This window comes from Thermus sp. NEB1569 (assembly GCF_022385295.1).
Taxonomy (GTDB): Bacteria; Deinococcota; Deinococci; order Deinococcales; family Thermaceae; genus Thermus; species Thermus scotoductus.
In genome coordinates this window covers 1,480,903-1,497,647 of the sequence record NZ_CP092445.1, presented here as the reverse complement: position 1 = coordinate 1,497,647, position 16,745 = coordinate 1,480,903, and the positions used below count along the sequence as shown (strand labels likewise).

The window sequence follows — 16,745 nt, the reverse complement described above, 5'->3', positions numbered from 1 at the left end:
CTCACTATACCCCGTGTATCCTTAGGGGCGTGGCCGCGTTGGTGGTCTACAAGGGTAGGCCTGCTTTGGCGGTGGAAAAGGGGGACCGTCTGGAACTCACCCTGCCCGATGGGGCTCGGGTAAGGGTACGTCCCAAGGATGTCCTCTGGCTTCACCCCGGGCCCGCTTCCCTGGAGTTGAACCCGCCCGAGGGCGAGGAGGAGGCTGCCTGGGAGCTTCTTCAGGGCCAGGTGGTGGATCTCAAGGACTTGGCCGAGCTGGTCTACGGGTCGTACACGCCCGAGACCGCTTACGGAGCCTATCTTCTGGCACAAAGGGGGGAGCGCTTCCTCCTGGAGGGGGAAAGGGTCCGGGCCCGCACCCGGGAGGAAGTGGAGGCCCTCCTCGAGGCCAGGAGAAAGCGGGAGGAACAGGAGCGGCGCTTCCAGGAGGGGGTAAGGCGGCTTAGAGAAGGGGTGCCCGCCCCCGAGGACCGCCCCTTAATCCAGGAGGTGGAGGCCATGGCCCTGGGAGAAAGAAGGGAAAGCCGGGTGCTCAGAGCCCTGGGCCTTCCCGAAACTCCTGAGGCCGCCCACGGCCTTCTCCTGCGCCTCGGGGTGTGGCAGCGGCAAAACCCCCATCCCAGGCGGCTTGGGCTTATCCTCGTTCCTCCTGAGCTTCGCCTACCTGCCCTTCCCCAGGAAAAGCGGGTGGACCTGACCCACCTCCCCGCCTACGCCATCGACGACGAGGAAAGCCAGGACCCGGACGACGCCGTCTACGCCGAAAGGGTACCCGAGGGTTTCCAGCTTTGGGTGCACGTGGCGGATGTGGCGGCCTTGGTGGAGCCTTTTAGCCCCTTGGACCAGGAGGCCATGCGCCGGGGGGCCAACCTGTACCTGCCCGAGGGGACGGTACCCATGCTGCCCCAGGAGGCCACCTGGGTTCTGGGCTTGGGCTTGAAGGAGGTGTCCCCGGCCCTGACTTTTCGCCTCAAGGTTTCCGGGGAAGGGGAGATCCTGGAGGAGGAGATTGTCCCAAGCTGGGTAAGGGTGAGGAGGCTCAGCTACCGGGAGGCCCTGGGGGTGGAGGAGCTTGCTCCTTTGCGGGACCTGGCCTTGGCCTTCCGGCGGAAGCGCCTGGCCCAAGGGGGGCTGGACCTCCGCCTACCCGAGGTGAAGGTGCGCTTGGAGGGCCAGGAGGTAAGGATCCGTCCCCTCGAGGCCTACGAAAGCCGCATCTGGGTCCAGGAGGCCATGCATCTCGCGGGTTATGTCGCCGCCCACCTGGCCCTCAGGGAGGGACTGCCCTTCCCCTTCGCCACCCAGGAGGCACCCAGTAGGCGGGTGGAGGGGGAGGGCCTGAGCGCCATGTGGGAACAGCGCAAGGCCCTGAAGAGGGCCCAGCTCAAGGCCGTGCCCGCACCCCACAGGGGCCTGGGCCTTCCCCTCTACGCCCAGGTGACGAGCCCTTTAAGGCGCTACCTAGACTTGGTGGCCCACCAGCAACTGAGGGCCTGGCTAAAAGGGGAAAAGCCCCTTTCCCAGGAGGAGGTTTTGCAGAGGGTGGGGGCGGCGGAGTCCATGGCCGATTTGGTGCGGGAGGCGGAGAGGAAGAGCAAGCTCCACTGGATCCTGGTCTACCTGATGGAGAAGGGGTACGAGGGAAGGGGAATCCTGGTGGAGAAAAGGGGAGGGCAGGGGATTTTCCTCCTGCCGGAGCTGGGCCTGACTGCCCAGGTGGCCCTCAGCAAACCCCTACCCCTGGATGCTGAGGTCCGCCTCCGCTTTCTGGAGGCGGACCTCCCTCGCCTCGAGGCCCGCTTCACCCTTCTCTAGCCTGCGAACCTTCCTGGACGAGGCTCGTGGGCGAGTGGTATTACATGTGCTCGATCAAGGCCCGGCCGAACTCGCTGGTCTTAAGAAGGGTAGCGGGCTTGCCCTCCGCCTGCAGGAGGCGGTAGAAGTCGTAGGTAACGAGCCCCTTGGCAATGGTGCGCTCCATGGCCTGGATGATGAGGTCTGCTGCCTCGTTCCAGCCCATGTAGCGGAGCATCATCTCCCCCGAGAGGATGACGCTGGAGGGGTTCACCTTGTCCTGGCCCGCATACTTGGGCGCGGTTCCGTGGGTGGCCTCAAAGACCGCATGCCCCGTTTGGTAGTTGATGTTGGCCCCTGGGGCAATGCCGATTCCACCCACCTGGGCGGCCAGGGCATCGGAGATGTAGTCCCCGTTGAGGTTCAAGGTGGCGATCACCGAGTACTCGTCGGGGCGAAGGAGGATCTGTTGCAGGAAGTTGTCGGCGATCATGTCCTTGATGACGATTTCCCGGCCGGTGCGGGGGTTTTTCAGCACGTGCCAGGGGCCACCATCCAGGGGCGTGGCCCCGTACTTCTCCCGGGCCAGGGCGTAGCCCCATTCCCGGAAGGCTCCTTCCGTGAACTTCATGATGTTGCCCTTGTGCACCAGGGTGACGCTGGGCAGGTCCTCCTTGAGGGCGTAGTCAATGGCCGCGGCCACCAGGCGCTCCGTGCCCTCCTTGGAGACGGGCTTGATCCCGATTCCCGAGGTCTCCGGGAAGCGGATCTTGGCGTAGGCCTTGGGGAACTCCCGCTTGAGGAAGTCCAGGACCTTTTGCACCTCCTCGCTGCCTGCAGGCCACTCAATCCCGGCATAGATGTCCTCGGTGTTCTCCCGGAAGATGACCATGTTGACCAGCTCGGGGTGCTTCACCGGGCTGGGTACCCCTTTGAACCAGCGCACGGGGCGCACGCAGGCGTAAAGGTCCAGCTCCTGCCTTAGGGCCACGTTGATGGAGCGGATGCCCCCGCCCACCGGGGTGGTCAGGGGCCCTTTGATGGCCACCAGGTACTCGCGGATGAAGTCCAGGGTTTCCTCGGGAAGCCAGACGGGCTCCCCGTAGACTTGGTTGGCCTTCTCCCCCGCGTAGATCTCCACCCAGGCGATCTTGCGTTTGCCGCCGTAGGCCTTTTCTACGGCGGCGTCCAGTACCGGCTTGGCGGCTCGCCAGATGTCGGGTCCGGTCCCGTCCCCTTCGATGAAGCCGATGATGGGCTGGTCCGGGACCTGGAGAACCCCATCCTTGATGCCGATCCTTTCGCCTTCCTCGGGGATACGGATGTGTTTGTAGCCCATGGCTACCCTCCGGGCCATAGCATACCCCCTCTTTGGGGGAAGGGTGTCCTAGACTGGGAGCATGCCGGATGCCCTGGTGGTGGGGGCGGGGATCGTGGGGGCGGCCTGCGCCTACCGTTTGGCCGAAGCCGGGCTAAAGGTGGTGGTCCTGGAAAAGGAGGCCACCTTTGCCCAGGGCTCCACGGGAAAGAGCGCCGCCGGGGTGCGGGTGCAGTTCTCCGAGCCCTTAAACGTGCTCCTTTCCTACCACTCCATCCTGGAGTACCAAAGGATTCCGGAGGCCAGCTACCGGCCCATCGGCTACCTCTTCCTGGTGCCGGAGGCCCTGAGGGAAGCCCAGGAGGAAGCCTTGGCTACTCAGCGGGCTTTGGGGGTGCCTGTGGAGAAGCTTTCCCTAAAGAAGGCCCAATCCCACGTGCCCTTCCGGGAGGAGGGCCTGGCCTACGCCACCTTCGGTCCCATGGATGGGGTCATAGACCCTCATGGGGTTACCGCCCACTACCTCAGGGAGGCCAGGCGGCTTGGGGCCAGGGTGCGCTTTTCCGAGCCCCTCGTGGCCGCCCGGAGAAAGAAGGGGGTATGGCGGGTGGAAACCCCCTTGGCGGCGTACGAGGCTCCCTTTCTCCTCCTTTGCACCGGAGCCTGGACGGGGGAGGTGGGGAAAAGGCTTGGCCTGGAGATTCCCATCCGGCCCGTGCGCCGCATGGTCTTCGCCACGGCCCCCGCTCCCTTTCCCCATGCCTTTCCCCTCGCCATAGACCTGGCCACGGGCTTCTACCTGCGTTCGGAGGGGGCGAGGGTGCTCATGGGCCGGTCCAACCCGGATGAGCCCCCGGGTTTTTCCGAGGGCATGGACTGGAGATGGCTGGCTCCGACCCTCGAGGCGGGCCTTTCCCGCTTTCCCTTCCTGGAAGGGCTTGCCCTGGACCGAAGGGCCAGCTGGTGGGGCTACTACGAGATGACCCCGGATGCCAACCCCATCCTGGGTTTTGTGGAGGAGGGGCTTCTGGTGGCGGCGGGTTTTTCCGGCCACGGGGTCCAGCAGGCGGCCATGGTGGGGAGGCTTATGGCGGAGGAAGTGGTCCACGGGAAGGCGAGGAGCCTGGATATAACCCCGTTCCGCTTGGATCGCTTCCGGGAAGGGCGTTTCCTGAAGGAGAAGGGGATCGTGTAGACTGGGGGTGTCCTGCAAGGTCGCCTAGGGGCCCACCGGGACGGAAGAGGGGTTTTATGAGAATATTGCTGGCGGGATTGTTGTTTTGGGGATTGGCCTTGGGGCAGGCCGTGGTCAAGGACTTGACCCCGGCCGAGGTGGAAGGGATTCTCAAGCAGGCGGGTCTTGCCTACGAGAAGACGGATGCCCAGGAGTTCCGTCTGGAGATGGCTGGCTTGACTAAGGTCTGGCTCTACCTGGATTTCTGCCAGGAGGGGCGGTGCGGGGTTCTGACCCTAAGCGCCGGATTCACCCTGGACGAGGTGCCGGACCTCGAGGCCGTGAACGCCTGGAACCGGGACCGCCGTTTTAGCCGGGTCTTTTTGGACGAGGAGGGAACCGTGTGGGTGGAATCGGACCTGGACCTCACGGGAGGGGTGAGCCTGGGGGCGGTGAGGGCCTTCTTGGACCTTTTCGCCGAAGAAATCCTCCCCGACTTCATGGATCACATCGGCTTTGAACCTTGACCGCTTGGGGGCCCTCCCCTAAGATGGGGATTGCCTGGTGCGCCCGTGGCGGCGTAGCTCAGGTGGTCAGAGCACACGACTCATAATCGTGGTGTCGTGGGTTCGAGTCCCACCGCCGCCACCAGCAAGTAAAGGCAAAGCTTCACCCCCCGGTAGCATGGCCGGGGGGTGTTGCAGTTAGCGAATAGTTAGCTTATCCCTTCAAGCCTCCCCTCGAGGCCCCGCCACGTCCTCGGGGTCCAGGACCCACCCCCGCCGCTCCTCCTCCAGGAGGTGCCGGTAAACGGCCAAGGTGATGTTGGGGTTGGCGTGGCCCATGCGCTCGGAAACCAGCTCCACCGGGGCCCCGTTGGCCAGGAGGAAGGAGCCGTAGGTGTGCCGGAGGTCGTGGAGCCGGAAGCGGGGGAGGCCCAGGGACTTCCTGATGCGCTCCAGGGCTTTGTTGAGGCTGTGGGGGTGGATGGGCCGGGCCTCGTCTTCAAGGCTTGGGAAAAGCCACTTGTCCCGAAGCTCCTCGGGGGAGAAGCCCTGGCTAAGCCACATCTCCCGGTAAGCCTTCACCCGCTGCAGGGTCTGGTGGGGGATGGGCACGGTGCGCCTGCTCTTGGCGGTCTTGGGGGCGGTCAGGAGGAGCCCCTTGCCGTTTTCCGTCCAGGCCCGGTGTACGGTGAGGGTGCCCGCCTCGATGTCCAGGTCCTCCCACTTCAGGCCCAAAACCTCCCCCCGCCGCAGGCCGCAGGCCAGGCAGAGGCGGAGGGCCAGGGCGGTGCGGGGGTCCTTGTGGTGGTCCAGGGCCTTGAGGAAGGCAGCCACCTCGTGGGGCTCCAGGGCCCGGGCCGCCTTTTCCTGCCCCTCCCCTTTGGGGGCCCGCACCTTCACCGGGGCCACGGGGTTGCGGGCGATGATCTCGAGGGCCAAGGCCTCCTCAAAAACCTGGTGGAGCCGTTGCCTTACCGCCCGCACCGTGCGCAAGCTGTACCGCTTTTTCAGCCCCTCCAGCACCCCCCGGATGTGGGAGGGCTGGACCGCCTGGAGGCGCAAGGAGCCGAAAGGGTCCGGGGCCTTGGGGTCCTTGAGGGAGGGGATGGCGTGCCCCAGGTCCTGGAGGTAGAGGTCCAGGGTACGGGGACGGACCTCCTGGGCTTTGCCCTCAAGCCACCTCGAGGCCCACTCCCGCACGGTGATGGCCTCCGGCGAGCCCAGAAGCCCCTTGTGGAGCCGGGCTGCCTGCTCCACCCGCCAAGCCTCCGCCTCCTTGCGGGTGGGGAAGACCCGGGTGATCTTCCGGGGGAGGCCCGTGGTGCGGTCGTAGCCCACGGTGAGCTGGGCCACCCACCGCCCCCGCCTCCGGTCGTAGAAGACCGTGCCCGTCCCCTTCCCGCCGCGCCGCCTCACGCCTACTCCTCCGGGGGGTCAAACCAGTAGTGCGTGGCCTTGAGGCCGGCCAGCATGGCCTCCCCCCGCTCCTTGGGGGTGAGCTCCTCGAGGACCCGGAACATGTGCTCGGGCCCCCGTAGCCGCACCATCCGGCTCTCCTCCTCGGGGCCCAGGGCTTCCACTCCCAAGAGCCTGAGCCGCACCCGCAGGGGTAGCCGCACCCGCTGGAGATGAGCGCCCCGCATGAGTCCATTATCGCGCCTCACGCCAACCTTCGCCCCTCCACTCCTCCCGCCGCCACGCCTTCGCCTTCCTTCGGGTTCCTTCGCCTTCCTTCGCCTCCCGTTGACCGAAGAGGGGAGAGCCCGCTACCCTGGGGCTATGGCCGGCAAGCGAATACCCCTCGAGGCCTGAGGCGCTTTTTGGGCGTTTCAGGGAGGGGTTTGGCACGCCCCGCCAGGGGCCGGGATGAGGGTTTTTGGGGAGGTGGATCGTGGGTATCCCCTGGTACTTTCACCGAGATCGCTTCTGGAAGCAGGACTGTTCCACCACTTTGGCCTGGCTTTGGAGCCTTTGGGCTTTCTACAAAGGGCTTTGCGAGGAGCCCCTAGAGGAGGGGGAGACCCCTGAAATGCGCAACGGCGACCTTCTGACCTTCTGGTGCGATGACTGGATTGACCTCTTCAACCTCTTGGAGGCGGCCTGGCGCAAGGGGTGCGGCTGGGAGAACGTGAGGCGCTTCTTTGAAGAGGCCTTTACCTACCCTTGGTTCATCATGGAGGTGGAGTATTGGCCCGGGTGGATGGAGGCCTTCTTCCTGCACGCTGAGGCCTACGGAAAGGAGGTTTCTCCCGCCGCCCGCTCCAACCTCCTGGTGCACATGGGCAAGCGGGCCCCCCGGGTCATTCCCCTACGCTCTCCGGACTGGCTTGAGCTTCCCCCGCCCCTTCCGCGCCTTTCGGACCTCGAGGCCTTTTGGCAGAAGCTGAAGGAGGCTTCACCCCCGCAAGGGGAGGTGGACTTCTACGAGGGCTTGGCCACCCTTCTCGGCCTCTACCTCTATCCGGAGACGGCGGAGGCGGCCTTGGCTTTGGGGCGGGAGGTGTCCCGGAAGCGGTGGCCGTGGCCTTTACCCCCTAGCTACCGCACCTGGCTTGAGGGGGAAGGCCGCTTCCTCTACCCCTACCACCCGCTCTTGGCGGCCCGGAGGCGAGCCACCTTCGCTTGGGAGTATCTGGGCCGCACCAACCTGGAATGGGGGCCTTGGGAACGCCCCTTTCAGGACCTCTTACCCCCCCTCAGGATGGCGGCCAGAACCCACCCCAGGGAGGCGGGTGAAGTGGCCCGCTACCTCCTGGACCGGGGGGGGGGAGGTAAAGGCGGCGTTTGTGGCAGAGGGCAAGGAGAAGCACGTGCCCCTTCTGGAGCAGCTTCTGGAGCCTTTTCGTCCCCTGGCCGCCCTCTGAGAGGGCGTGGGCGGCGTGGGGCTTCTCAGCCTTCTCCGGTGGGGGCCTCGAGGAGGGGGGCCTGAAGCAGGGCGCTTTGCAAGCGCTTCTGGGCCACCTGGTACCAGGAGGCCTCCCGCTCCACCCCGATGAAGCCCCGCCCCAGCCGCAAGGCCGCCTCCCCGGTAGAGCCTGAGCCCATGAAGGGGTCCAGGACCACTTCGCCGGGCCTCGAGGCCAGCTCCACCAGCCAGCCCATGACCCGCACGGGCTTCTGGTGGGGGTGGCCCGTGGCCTCTCCGTCCCTCCCGGGGCGGGGGGAGGAGGCCAGGAGGTAGTCCTTGCCTTTCCCGGGAAGGGGCCTTATGGCCAGGATGGGCTCGAAGCCGTAGGCGGGCCCCTGCGGCCGGGGCCTGGGGTCAGGCTTGGCCCAGAAGAGGAGGCGGTAGGGAAGCCCCCGGCTCCGGGCAAAGGCCAGGGCCTCCTCCAAGCGTTCCTGGGGCAGGAAGAAGACCACGGGCCCCGTGCTCACCCGCAGGGCCTCGGGTAGCCACGCCAGGCTCCACTCATCCCAGGCCTCCCGGGTCCAAAACCCCCGGGGATCGCTTCCCAGCCCCGCTCCAGGGCGCTTCCACCCTCCCGTGCCATAGGGCGGATCCGTGATGACCGCCCCCACGCTTCCCGTCTTGAGGCGGGCCAGGACCTCGAGGGCCTCCCCGTGGTGGAGCTCAAGCCTCATCGTCCTTCTCGGGTTCCGCCCCCTTGGGAGGAAGGGGCTCCACGGTGAACACCTGCCGCGAGGGCTCGGAGGGGGTGGAGGCTTCGGGGGGCGGGTTCTCGTAGGGGTCGGGGAGCCCCTGGTCGGCCGATGCCTTCTTTACCCAGTAGACGCCTTCCGGGTCTTGGGGCAAGGGTGGGGGAGGCTCCTCGATGCCGTACACGTCCCGCTTGATGAGCCAGACGATATAGGGGTCAATCCGGGTCAAGGGCGGACGGTTTTGCTTTTCCTTCTGGCGGTTTTTCTCGGTCCGCTCCTGCTCCCACTCCGCGTAGGCCGCCCGGTAGGAGGCGGCGATGGTGGCCAGGGCGTGCGTGGCCCGGAGGACCACCTGGGGATCCTCCGAGTCCAGGAGCTTGGAGGTTTCCTTGACGGCCTTCCACAGCTTGCGGAGGAGGCTCCCCCGGGTGCCGTAAAGGTCCTTGGGCCTGGGCACCTCAAGCCTCCTCGGGGGCGAAGCGGGGGCCCCACCTGAGCTCTTCCCGGGCCAAGGGGTCTACCTCCACCTCGAGGCCTCGCTTCAGGGCCCAAGCCACCAGGCCCAGCACCACTTCCTTCACCTGCTCCCTTTCCCGCACCAAGAGGGCGATCCGCCCATCCTTGAGGAAGACTAGACTCCGCACGCCCAGGCGGGCCAGGGCCTCCGGGCTCCAGGCCGGGCCTCCGCCTTGCACCCGCACCAGCACCTCCGGCCCATCCAGGGCCAGGGGGTGGGCCTGCACCGTAAGCTTGCCCGTCATGCTTCCTCCTTTGCGCCAAGCGCCTTCAAGAGATCTTCCAGCCGCATCACCGCCAAGGGAGGCCTCCGGTCAGGGCGGAGGACCAGAAGGCTCCGCCCCTCAAGCCACCCCTCGAGGCCAAACCGCCGCCTTGCCTTTACCTCCACCACCACTTCCCCCAGGCCGGGGAGGTGGGCCACCAGGTCCCCGGGGTAGCCGGGGGCGCTTCCCGAAAGGGGAACCCGCTTCGCCTCCAGCCCCGCCTCCCGGAGGAGCTTCAAGGCCTCCCGCTCCGCCCGGGTTCCCTTGCGCTTCGGCCCCTTCCCGCCCGCCATCCCCACCTCCTAGGCCCGGGGCCGGGAGCTACCCCCCAAGGCCTCCCGGGTCTTCTCCAGGACGGCCAGGGGCCCGGGAAGCCCCCAGCGCGCCACCGCTTCCGCCAAGACGGCCAGGAGCCTGGGGGGAAGCTCTCCCTTGGGGGCCTCGAGGGCCAGAAGGGCCAGGGCCTCCCCCCACCGCAGGGCCCGCTCCCGCAGGGCGGGGGCCTCCTCGGGGAGGAGGAGGACCAGGCGCCCCCCTTCCACCCGCAGGTGCCCCCCCATCTGGGCGATTTCCTCCAGGACCCGGCTCAGCTCAGGCATACTCCCGCACCTCCTTCCGCCCCTTGGGCCGGGCGGCGGCCACGGGCTCCACCCGGGGCGGGCTCCCCGCCCACACCCCCAGGAGCTCCACCTCCAGCGCTTCGGGAAAGTCGGCCTCGAGGCGGTCCAGGCGGTCCAGAAGCCACTCCTCCCAGGACCTCACCCCGCCCCAAGCCTGGGCGTGGGCCTTCAGGTCCTCCTCCGGTGGGAGGAGGAGGGCCCAGTAGACCACTTCGCCATGCACCACCACCCGAAGCTTGGGGGGGCGCACCCGCCTGAGCTTCTCCGCCAAGGGCACCACGTGCGCTCTTAGGGCCTGCCAGGCGTTCACAGGTCCACCCCTATATCGCTTGCTTCCCTCGCCTCGAGGGAAGGTTCCGCACCGGGTTCCCCCCCTGCTTCCTGGGAAGGCTTAGGGGGTTCCATCCCCTCCTCGGGGCTAGGGGATTTCTGGCCAACTCCCCCATTTGTGGCCAACCCTTTGGCCACAAATCTTTTTGCGTCCTGGACGGGGTTTTCTCTATTTGTGGCCAAGGGTATAGAGAGATTAGGGCGGGGTAGCCGGAGCACCTTAGGGGCTCCTCTTCCCGGAAGCGCCACCTCCTCCACCAGCCCCCGCTCTCGGAGCCCGGAGAGGGCCCGCCTGGCGGTGCGCTCGGAAACGTTGCCCCGCTGGACCGCTTCCTCCAGGAGGGCCTTCCAGGGGACGCCCTCCCCCCCGGCTTCTGCCAGAAGTTCCAGGATGACTTTTTCCGCCCGCTCCTCCAGGGTGAGGGCCTCGGGAAGCGAATACGGCTTGAAGTAGGCTCCCTCCCCATCCGCAAGCCACACCAACTCGAGGCCAATGGGCGGGGGGAGGGGGGCGTAGCTTTGCTTCACGCAGGTGAGCTTCACCACGTCCCGCCCCTCCACCTCCCGGGGAGGGAGGCGGTCCAAGGCGAAGGCCGCCCGGGGGGAGAAGAGCTTGGCGGTGGAGCCCAGGGGCCCCTTCTCTGCCACGCTCTGGCCGGGGGCCAGCTTGCCCACGTGGTCCACCAGGAGGAGGGCCGCCCCCGTGGCCTGGGCCAGGGAGGTTAGGGCCCGGATGGGGGCGTGCACCTGCTGGGGCTTGATGACGTCCACCCCCAGGAAGGCCGAGGAGAAGGCGTCCAGCACGATGAGGGCCGGGGGGTCTGGGTGGAGCTCCGCCTCCAGGGCCTGCACGTCGTCAGGGGTTAGCCCCCCTTCCACCGCCCGGAGGTCCAGAAGGGCTGTGTCTGCGTCCTCGTAGGCCCGGAGGAAGCGGTGGAGCCAGAGGGCGTACCCGAGGCCGCCGGGGTCGTCCGCGTCCAGGATGAGCACCCGCCCCCGCCGCACGGGGCGCTTGCCGAAGACCCCCTGGGGCCGGAGGGCCTGGACGGCGAGGAAGGCCACCAGGCGGGTTTTGCCCTCCCCTTGCTTGGCGAAGAGGACGCTCACGTACCCGGCGGGGATGAGCCCCTCCACGAACCACTCCACCACGGGGGGCTCCTGGGGCAGGGAAAGGCGCCTCACCCCCATCCCGCACCCCCTTCCTCCCCCCAGGGGTTGGGGTCCTTATATTGTGGTGCTTCGTTGGCCCGAAATCGGGTTTTTGCCGTCCAGGACGGGGCAGGATTTTGGGCCAACCCCTTGGCCCAAAATGCCCCCTTTGGCCCAAAATCCCCCTGGTCCTCCAGGGGGAGGGGTGCCCTGGCCCCCGCCTCGAGGCCCCACCTGGTGGCCGCCCGGGCCTCCCTCTCAGGAAGCCCGGCCTGCATGGCCGCGGCCACCAGGACTTCCTCCGCTTCGTGGGGGTCCAGCCCGTGGGGGAGGAGTCCCCCGGCAGCCCGGGCGTAGGCGATGAGGGTGTTGTGCCGGATGCCCTGGGGGGCGCTTGCCACCCGGTCGGCGTAGGCTTCTAGAAGCGCCCTAAGCCGCTTGGGGGAGGCCTCCCCGGTCCGCACCTCCCGGGGTGGGGGAGGGGGGAGAAGGGCCTCGAGGAGCCCCTGGGGCACCAGGGGAAGCCCCTCTGGGCTCACCAGGGGCACCTCCCAGCGGTACTCCCGGCCATCGGCAAGGCGGGTGGGGGCGGCCACCACATAGGCCCGCCCCATGCCCCGGAGGTCCACCCCCTCCAAGCGCCGCACGGTGGCGCTCAAGGCCCCTTCCAGTCCAGGGGGGAGTTTGAGGAACACATGGACCCCGCCCTTGGGCGTCCTCTGCCGGGGGGCCTCGAGGAGGGCTGGGTGCGCCTCCTTCAGCCGCTCCCAGACCTCCGCTTGGTCCACATCGAGGACCAGGACCTCCTCCGGGGCGAGGATGCCCACCCCGGCCCCGGGCTCCCGGGTCCACCAGGCCCGGATCACCGCCTCCTCCCGGGAGGCCTCCTTCAGCCCGTGGGGCACCAGGCCCCCGTGGGGCCGCTTCTCCCCCGGGTGGAGGGGGAGGACCCGGTAGCCCAGGCAGGCGTAGGCCAGGGCGGCTTCGTAGCGCGATGCGCGATGCTCTGAACCCGGACAGACACATGTGAGACTGGACGAGTAAAAATGTGGGGACCACTCCAGAAGAGAGGGGGTCCCCACGAATGCAGCTTACCACGGTTGGCAAAGAGGTTTTGCGGGGAGCGCGGAAGGCCCGGGAACTCCAAGAGGCCGGGGCCGGCGATCCCACGGTTCAGGACCGCTTACGGAAGCTCAAACAGGTGGAGGCGCTCAGGAAATACCGGGTGGGCTGGCCCGAGATCCAGGAGCTTTTGGGGATCAGCCGGGCCACCTACTACCGCTGGGAAAGGGCCTTGAGGGAGAGGGGCCTAGCCGGACTAAAGCCCAAGTCCCGCCGCCCCAAGCGTACACGGGGAAAGGTGCAGTGGAAACCTGAGCTCCTGGTCAGGGTAGAGGTTCTCCGGAGGGCGAACCCCACCTTAGGGCGGTGGCCCATCTGGCTGACCCTCCGGAAGGAGGGTTTTTCGGTGAGCGAACGCACGGTGGGGCGTATCCTGGCTTACCTGGAGGGGAGCGGACGGGTGGAGAGCGTGGCCAGTTTTTTGGCCAGGAGGGGAAGGGGAAAGGGAAGGGGAAGGCCAAGGAGACCCTACGCCCGACGGAAGCCCCGGGGATATCAACCGCAAGCCCCTGGGGACCTCATCCAGGTGGACACCCTGATGGTGAGCCTGGGGCCTGGGGAGGTGGTGCGGCACTTTTCGGCGGTGGACCTGTTTACCCGGTATGCCCTGGGGGAGGTGCATAGCCGGGCCACGGCGAGGCTGGCAGGGGAGTTTCTATCCCGACTGGTGGCCCAGGCGCCTTTCCCCATCCGAGCGGTGCAGGTGGATGGGGGTAGCGAGTTCATGGCGGAGTTTGAGATGGCGTGCCAAGGCCTGGGCATCGCTCTTTTTGTGCTGCCTCCCCGGAGTCCTAGGCTTAACGGGCACGTGGAGCGGCTGCAACGGACTTTTAGGGATGAGTTTTACACCCGACCTTTGCCCACGAGGGTTAGCGAGCTACAGGTGGAGCTTAATGCCTACCTGGACTACTACAACCGCAGGAGACCCCACATGGCCCTGGGTGGCCTTGCCCCCCTGGAGTTCTTGGCTAAGTGCCAACCCCTTATCATCTCAACATGGCGGCCCCACTTCGGATCCAGCTGACCCCTGAGGAGGACCGGCTCCTCCTGGAGCTCTCCCTGGACCCAAGGACCCACAAGAAGACCCGCCTGTGGGCCATGATGGTCCGCCTGGCGGCCGAGGGCTGGACCGCCCCAAAGATCGCCCAGCACTTCCACAAGGACCGCACCACGGTCTACCTCGTCCTCCGGCGCTTCGTGAGGGAGGGTCTCCAGGGCCTCGCCTACCGCAAACCCCCGGGAGCTCCCAGGAAGTTCACCCCCGAGATGGCCGCCTTCGTGGAGGAAAGGCTGGCCGAGGATAGGGTCTGGACCGCCCCGCAGCTTGCGGCAGCCCTAGCCGAGCGCTTCGGGGTCCGCCTGGCCCCCAAGGTGGTGGCCCGGCACCTGAGGGCCATGGGGTACGTGTGGCGACGGACGCGGTACGTGCCTCCGGGAAAGCCCACGGAGGAAGAGGTGAAGGCTTTCGCGGAGGAGGAAGAGGAAGCAAAAAGGGGGCGGAGGAGGGGGTGATGGAGGTGGGGTACCTGGATGAGAGCGGGTTTTCCCTGACCCTTCCCCCTACCTACGCCTGGGGTCGGAGGGGGGAGGCCAAGGGGGTGCCCCGGGCCTGGGGTTCCCGGGGGCGGGTGAACGTGGTGGGGCACTTGGTGCGGGGACGGGAGGGGGAGCGGCTTTTCTTTGCCCTTTTGGAGGGGCCGGTGCGGTGGGAGGTGGTGCGGGGGTATCTGGACCGGGTGGCCGAAGGTTTAGCCAAGCCCCTGAAGGTGTTCATGGACAACGCGCCCTTCCACCGGTCCCGGGAGGTGGAGGGGAGGAAGGAGGCGTGGCGGGAGCGGGGGCTTATGGTGGCCTACCTGCCGCGGTACAGCCCGCATCTGAACCCCATGGAGAGCGTCTGGCGGCGGGTGAAGGGGTTCCTGATGCCAAGGCGGCACTACGGGAGCGTGGAGGAGCTTAAGGAGGCGGTGGCGCAGGCCCTGAAAGCCCTGGGGGGTGTGGAGTTGAAAATCTTGGGGGAGGGTACTTAAGATACGGGAGGGGTCGGTTCCCCAAGCTGTCTCAAATGTGCTGGCCGAATACATGCTCTAGCGCCCTGCCCCCCGCCTGTGGTAGGATGCCTTTAGGCACTTCCACCACCAGGCGGGCCGTCGGGGCGGGGCGGCCCGGTTCCTTTTTCATTCCTCCTCCTCGCCGAAGAGGACTTCCGCCTCAAGGTCCAGGAGCTCCTCCGCCTTGGGCAGGCCCCGCTCGTGGGCGGCAAGCCAGACCCTAAGGCGCTCGCCTCGCTCCTCAGGGGAGAGGCCCTCCAGGGCCTCCCTGAGCCCCTCCAGGTAGTCCTTGAGGTCTTCGGCCTCCTCGTAGGTGAGCTCCTTCAGGCTCCCCACCGCCCGCTCCACCCGGCGGCTTGCCACCTCCCGGGCGGGAGGCCCCTCGAGGCTCAAGTCCCGGAAGAGCTCCACCAGTTCCCGGGCTTGAGCCCCGGTGATGGGCTTGGGGGCGGGGAGGGCTTGAGCTTCTGGCAGATCGGCCTTTTCCTCCAGGGCTGGGGCTTTTTTGTCCATCCGCACCACCTTGGCCTCGATGGGTTCCATCTCTGCCACCTCCTCGGGGGTGTAGACCCCGGTGGCCACCCCGGGGAAGACGGTGCGCACCCCCTCGGAGATGACCCGGGCCCGGAGCATGGCCCGGGGGTACTTGTCCCAGTTCCCCCCAGGCTTGCTGAGGAGCCCGGCCCGCTGGGCGTCCTCGAGGGTCCAGGCGATGCGCACCGTGCCCCCCTGGGGGTGAGAAAAGGTGGCCTCGGCCCGCCTATCGCTGAGCTCGTGCCACTCCACCCGCCCCCCGGCGGCCAGGAAGCGGGCCAGCATGGCGTCCGCCCGCAGGGCAGGCCGCCCGTTGATGATGTGGTACTCCTGCACCGCCCGCATGGGGTGCGTCCCCTCCGCCTGGGCCAGGAGCATGAGGGCCACCGCCTCTTCCGGCTTCCGCACCCCGAAGAGGCCGGACCTCACCACGTAGGCCGCCGCCCGCTCGAGGTCCTCCAAGGTCCACCGCACGGCCAGCTCTTCTTTCCCGTTCATGCCTCCTCCTCCAGAAGGGCCGAGAAGTTGTTTTCCTTAAGGGCCTCCTCGATGGCCTCGAGGGCCTCCTCCGCCTCCAAGCCCCGCCTCCACTCCCGCAAGACCCGGGCCACCTCTTCCACCGCCTGACCAGCGTCCCAACAACCGCCCCTCATGCCTTCCCCCCCAGCTTCCGGGCCTCCCGGTGGACCGCCTCGAGGACCTCCGGGGGCAAGCGGCCATCCAAGAGGTCCTCCACGACCCGGGACGGGACGAGAAGCCGCTTCCCCACCCGCACCCCGGCCACCCGGGCCAGGGCATAGGCCAAATGCCGCGAAAGCCGGTCAGGCCCCACCGCCATCCTTGCCTCCTGCACCGTCAAAAGCCTTGGCGTCCCCCAGCGCTCCATGTTTCCTGTGTAGGGCTCCGCCCCCTCCAACGGCGACAACCAGCTTGGCGCCAACCTGGTTGTTTATAGGATGCAGAGCAGGAAAGGGGGCGGGCGTTCATGCTCGCTAGTCCTTAGTAAGGGCTTCGTGAAGACGTGGAACGAAGTCCTCCAGGGCCGCCAGGTAGCCCGCCTCGAGGGCCTCCATGAGCCGGGGCTCCTCGAGGACCGGTAGGTCCAGGGCCCGCACCACCTCTTCCAGCCGCGCCTCTACGTAGTGCCAAAGGGCTTCCCGCTTCGCTTCAGCGCTCATTCCGCACCTCCTTCTCCTTTGCCGCTGTCCAGGCCACCAGGGAGGCGGCCAGGCCCGAGGAGGCCACAAAGAAGGCCGCCCAGCTGTCCCCGGTGAGGTCAAGCCAAAGCCAGGCCAGGAGGAGGGCCAGGCCGGAGGCCCTAAGCACGGCCCACCTCCCAAAGCAGGGCCAGGATGGCCTCGGTCCTCGTCTTCCCCCAGGCGTAAGGGGGCCGCCGCTTCTCCTTGAGGACGGGGCAGGCCAGCCACCCCCTGCCTTCGGGTTCCTCTGCTACGTGGAGGAAGAGCCCCCGGGCCAGGAGCCTTTGGCGGAGACCCGCCTCGAGGGCCTCCTCCAAGCCGTGCTTCCCCGCCCACCGCTCCGCGTGCTCCAAGCAAAGGTTCACCCGGGCTTCGATGACCCGCCCCGTGCGGGAACTCGCCAACCGGTAGTAGCGCCCCCGGAAGACGGTGGCCCCTTTGCAGAGAGGCCAGGAGCAACCCGGGTCGTAGCCCGTGGGGGAGTAGGCCTCCAAGGTGTGGCCCCAAGTCGTGCCCATCGCGCACCTCCAGGGAAGGAGAGGGGGGCGGGGCCTTCCCCGCCCC

The 16,745-nt window shown here is 67.5% G+C and carries 23 protein-coding genes and 1 tRNA gene; 7 read left to right on the top strand and 17 right to left on the bottom strand.

The features are described 5' to 3' along the window. Positions 1-29 precede the first annotated feature (29 nt). Positions 30-1,817, top strand: a complete 1,788-nt coding sequence (locus tag MI302_RS08575; protein WP_239725493.1) for an RNB domain-containing ribonuclease — start codon at positions 30-32, stop codon at positions 1,815-1,817. 40 nt (positions 1,818-1,857) lie between these two features. On the opposite strand, the gene icd is transcribed toward MI302_RS08575, so the two are convergent. Next, on the bottom strand, positions 1,858-3,135 hold the full coding sequence (gene icd, locus MI302_RS08570; RefSeq protein WP_239726518.1) for an NADP-dependent isocitrate dehydrogenase: 1,278 nt from the start codon (positions 3,133-3,135) through the stop codon (positions 1,858-1,860). A gap of 61 nt (positions 3,136-3,196) precedes the next feature. Between icd and MI302_RS08565 the strand changes: the two genes are divergently transcribed. The 3 genes from MI302_RS08565 (at position 3,197) to MI302_RS08555 (ending at position 4,939) form a co-directional block, all read left to right on the top strand. Beyond that, positions 3,197-4,309: an FAD-binding oxidoreductase gene (locus MI302_RS08565; protein ID WP_239725489.1), complete on the top strand. Its 1,113-nt coding sequence runs from the start codon at positions 3,197-3,199 to the stop codon at positions 4,307-4,309. A 56-nt stretch (positions 4,310-4,365) separates the two neighbouring features. Beyond that, positions 4,366-4,815, top strand: coding sequence for a YbjN domain-containing protein (locus MI302_RS08560; protein ID WP_239725488.1), 450 nt, complete (start codon positions 4,366-4,368; stop codon positions 4,813-4,815). A gap of 47 nt (positions 4,816-4,862) precedes the next feature. Then, positions 4,863-4,939: transfer RNA gene (locus MI302_RS08555), tRNA-Met, on the top strand. 77 nt (positions 4,940-5,016) lie between these two features. Here the strand turns inward: MI302_RS08555 and MI302_RS08550 are convergent. Together MI302_RS08550 and MI302_RS08545 are read right to left on the bottom strand one after the other, a co-directional pair. Then, a complete protein-coding gene (locus tag MI302_RS08550; protein ID WP_239725486.1) occupies positions 5,017-6,210 on the bottom strand; it encodes a site-specific integrase in 1,194 nt (397 codons plus the stop codon). A gap of 2 nt (positions 6,211-6,212) precedes the next feature. After that, entirely contained in the window at positions 6,213-6,437 is a 225-nt protein-coding gene (locus tag MI302_RS08545; protein ID WP_038029541.1) for a hypothetical protein, read from the bottom strand. A 386-nt stretch (positions 6,438-6,823) separates the two neighbouring features. Here MI302_RS08545 and MI302_RS08540 point away from each other — a divergent pair, with 386 nt between their 5' ends. Continuing rightward, positions 6,824-7,723 carry a hypothetical protein gene (locus MI302_RS08540; protein WP_239725483.1) on the top strand — a complete coding sequence of 300 codons (900 nt, stop codon included), beginning with the start codon at positions 6,824-6,826 and terminating at the stop codon, positions 7,721-7,723. On the opposite strand, the gene MI302_RS08535 is transcribed toward MI302_RS08540, so the two are convergent. The 8 genes from MI302_RS08535 to MI302_RS08500 are packed head-to-tail and all read right to left on the bottom strand — an operon-like array spanning position 7,684 to position 12,237. Continuing rightward, positions 7,684-8,376, bottom strand: a complete 693-nt coding sequence (locus tag MI302_RS08535) for a site-specific DNA-methyltransferase (protein ID WP_239725482.1) — start codon at positions 8,374-8,376, stop codon at positions 7,684-7,686. The genes MI302_RS08540 and MI302_RS08535 overlap by 40 nt on opposite strands. Then, entirely contained in the window at positions 8,366-8,851 is a 486-nt protein-coding gene (locus tag MI302_RS08530) for a hypothetical protein (RefSeq protein ID WP_239725481.1), read from the bottom strand. The genes MI302_RS08535 and MI302_RS08530 overlap by 11 nt, the downstream gene beginning before the upstream one ends. Position 8,852: 1 nt before the next feature. Continuing rightward, positions 8,853-9,155, bottom strand: coding sequence for a hypothetical protein (locus MI302_RS08525; protein WP_126200760.1), 303 nt, complete (start codon positions 9,153-9,155; stop codon positions 8,853-8,855). Then, a complete protein-coding gene (locus tag MI302_RS12200; RefSeq protein ID WP_038029533.1) occupies positions 9,152-9,469 on the bottom strand; it encodes a hypothetical protein in 318 nt (105 codons plus the stop codon). The genes MI302_RS08525 and MI302_RS12200 overlap by 4 nt, the downstream gene beginning before the upstream one ends. A gap of 9 nt (positions 9,470-9,478) precedes the next feature. Next, positions 9,479-9,775, bottom strand: a complete 297-nt coding sequence (locus tag MI302_RS08515) for a hypothetical protein (protein ID WP_239725480.1) — start codon at positions 9,773-9,775, stop codon at positions 9,479-9,481. Beyond that, positions 9,768-10,106, bottom strand: a complete 339-nt coding sequence (locus tag MI302_RS08510) for a hypothetical protein (RefSeq protein WP_239725479.1) — start codon at positions 10,104-10,106, stop codon at positions 9,768-9,770. The genes MI302_RS08515 and MI302_RS08510 overlap by 8 nt, the downstream gene beginning before the upstream one ends. Further along, positions 10,103-11,314 carry an AAA family ATPase gene (locus MI302_RS08505; RefSeq protein ID WP_239725478.1) on the bottom strand — a complete coding sequence of 404 codons (1,212 nt, stop codon included), beginning with the start codon at positions 11,312-11,314 and terminating at the stop codon, positions 10,103-10,105. The genes MI302_RS08510 and MI302_RS08505 overlap by 4 nt, the downstream gene beginning before the upstream one ends. Beyond that, positions 11,305-12,237 (bottom strand): bifunctional DNA primase/polymerase, encoded by a 933-nt coding sequence (locus MI302_RS08500; RefSeq protein ID WP_370687362.1) that lies wholly within the window; start codon positions 12,235-12,237, stop codon positions 11,305-11,307. Before MI302_RS08500 ends, MI302_RS08505 begins: the two co-directional genes overlap by 10 nt. Positions 12,238-12,359: 122 nt before the next feature. On the opposite strand from MI302_RS08500, the gene MI302_RS08495 reads away from it, so the two are divergent. Both MI302_RS08495 and MI302_RS08490 read left to right on the top strand, forming a co-directional pair. Then, entirely contained in the window at positions 12,360-13,421 is a 1,062-nt protein-coding gene (locus tag MI302_RS08495; protein ID WP_239725477.1) for an integrase core domain-containing protein, read from the top strand. Then, positions 13,394-14,427 (top strand): IS630-like element ISTth6 family transposase gene (locus tag MI302_RS08490; RefSeq protein WP_239725401.1). Its coding sequence is split into 2 segments (ribosomal slippage): positions 13,394-13,883 and positions 13,883-14,427, totalling 1,035 coding nucleotides; the frame shifts between segments, so codons are not numbered across the junction. Before MI302_RS08495 ends, MI302_RS08490 begins: the two co-directional genes overlap by 28 nt. Before the next feature lie 147 nt (positions 14,428-14,574). Here the strand turns inward: MI302_RS08490 and MI302_RS08485 are convergent. The 6 genes from MI302_RS08485 to MI302_RS08460 all read right to left on the bottom strand — a co-directional run bounded on the left by MI302_RS08485 (position 14,575) and on the right by MI302_RS08460 (position 16,699). Beyond that, entirely contained in the window at positions 14,575-15,480 is a 906-nt protein-coding gene (locus MI302_RS08485; protein ID WP_038029531.1) for a hypothetical protein, read from the bottom strand. Then, positions 15,477-15,635: a hypothetical protein gene (locus MI302_RS08480; protein ID WP_156919416.1), complete on the bottom strand. Its 159-nt coding sequence runs from the start codon at positions 15,633-15,635 to the stop codon at positions 15,477-15,479. The genes MI302_RS08485 and MI302_RS08480 overlap by 4 nt, the downstream gene beginning before the upstream one ends. Then, complete coding sequence (locus tag MI302_RS08475) at positions 15,632-15,868, bottom strand: hypothetical protein (protein WP_038029529.1); 237 nt, start codon at positions 15,866-15,868, stop codon at positions 15,632-15,634. The genes MI302_RS08480 and MI302_RS08475 overlap by 4 nt, the downstream gene beginning before the upstream one ends. Positions 15,869-15,974: 106 nt before the next feature. After that, entirely contained in the window at positions 15,975-16,160 is a 186-nt protein-coding gene (locus MI302_RS08470; RefSeq protein ID WP_038029528.1) for a hypothetical protein, read from the bottom strand. Continuing rightward, positions 16,150-16,308 (bottom strand): hypothetical protein, encoded by a 159-nt coding sequence (locus MI302_RS08465; RefSeq protein ID WP_156919415.1) that lies wholly within the window; start codon positions 16,306-16,308, stop codon positions 16,150-16,152. The genes MI302_RS08470 and MI302_RS08465 overlap by 11 nt, the downstream gene beginning before the upstream one ends. Further along, complete coding sequence (locus MI302_RS08460) at positions 16,301-16,699, bottom strand: hypothetical protein (RefSeq protein WP_239725475.1); 399 nt, start codon at positions 16,697-16,699, stop codon at positions 16,301-16,303. Before MI302_RS08460 ends, MI302_RS08465 begins: the two co-directional genes overlap by 8 nt. Positions 16,700-16,745: the final 46 nt, after the last annotated feature.

Bases quoted from the DNA above. Each gene is read 5' to 3' on its own strand.
- icd (WP_239726518.1), bottom strand. From the start codon at position 3,135: ATGGGCTACAAACACATCCGTATCCCCGAGGAAGGCGAAAGGATCGGC.
- MI302_RS08565 (WP_239725489.1), top strand. From the start codon at position 3,197: ATGCCGGATGCCCTGGTGGTGGGGGCGGGGATCGTGGGGGCGGCCTGC.
- MI302_RS08560 (WP_239725488.1), top strand. From the start codon at position 4,366: ATGAGAATATTGCTGGCGGGATTGTTGTTTTGGGGATTGGCCTTGGGG.
- MI302_RS08545 (WP_038029541.1), bottom strand. From the start codon at position 6,437: ATGCGGGGCGCTCATCTCCAGCGGGTGCGGCTACCCCTGCGGGTGCGG.
- MI302_RS08540 (WP_239725483.1), top strand. From the start codon at position 6,824: ATGCGCAACGGCGACCTTCTGACCTTCTGGTGCGATGACTGGATTGAC.
- MI302_RS08535 (WP_239725482.1), bottom strand. From the start codon at position 8,376: ATGAGGCTTGAGCTCCACCACGGGGAGGCCCTCGAGGTCCTGGCCCGC.
- MI302_RS08525 (WP_126200760.1), bottom strand. From the start codon at position 9,155: ATGACGGGCAAGCTTACGGTGCAGGCCCACCCCCTGGCCCTGGATGGG.
- MI302_RS12200 (WP_038029533.1), bottom strand. From the start codon at position 9,469: ATGGCGGGCGGGAAGGGGCCGAAGCGCAAGGGAACCCGGGCGGAGCGG.
- MI302_RS08515 (WP_239725480.1), bottom strand. From the start codon at position 9,775: ATGCCTGAGCTGAGCCGGGTCCTGGAGGAAATCGCCCAGATGGGGGGG.
- MI302_RS08505 (WP_239725478.1), bottom strand. From the start codon at position 11,314: ATGGGGGTGAGGCGCCTTTCCCTGCCCCAGGAGCCCCCCGTGGTGGAG.
- MI302_RS08495 (WP_239725477.1), top strand. From the start codon at position 12,360: ATGCAGCTTACCACGGTTGGCAAAGAGGTTTTGCGGGGAGCGCGGAAG.
- MI302_RS08485 (WP_038029531.1), bottom strand. From the start codon at position 15,480: ATGAACGGGAAAGAAGAGCTGGCCGTGCGGTGGACCTTGGAGGACCTC.
- MI302_RS08480 (WP_156919416.1), bottom strand. From the start codon at position 15,635: ATGAGGGGCGGTTGTTGGGACGCTGGTCAGGCGGTGGAAGAGGTGGCC.
- MI302_RS08475 (WP_038029529.1), bottom strand. From the start codon at position 15,868: ATGGAGCGCTGGGGGACGCCAAGGCTTTTGACGGTGCAGGAGGCAAGG.
- MI302_RS08470 (WP_038029528.1), bottom strand. From the start codon at position 16,160: ATGAGCGCTGAAGCGAAGCGGGAAGCCCTTTGGCACTACGTAGAGGCG.
- MI302_RS08460 (WP_239725475.1), bottom strand. From the start codon at position 16,699: ATGGGCACGACTTGGGGCCACACCTTGGAGGCCTACTCCCCCACGGGC.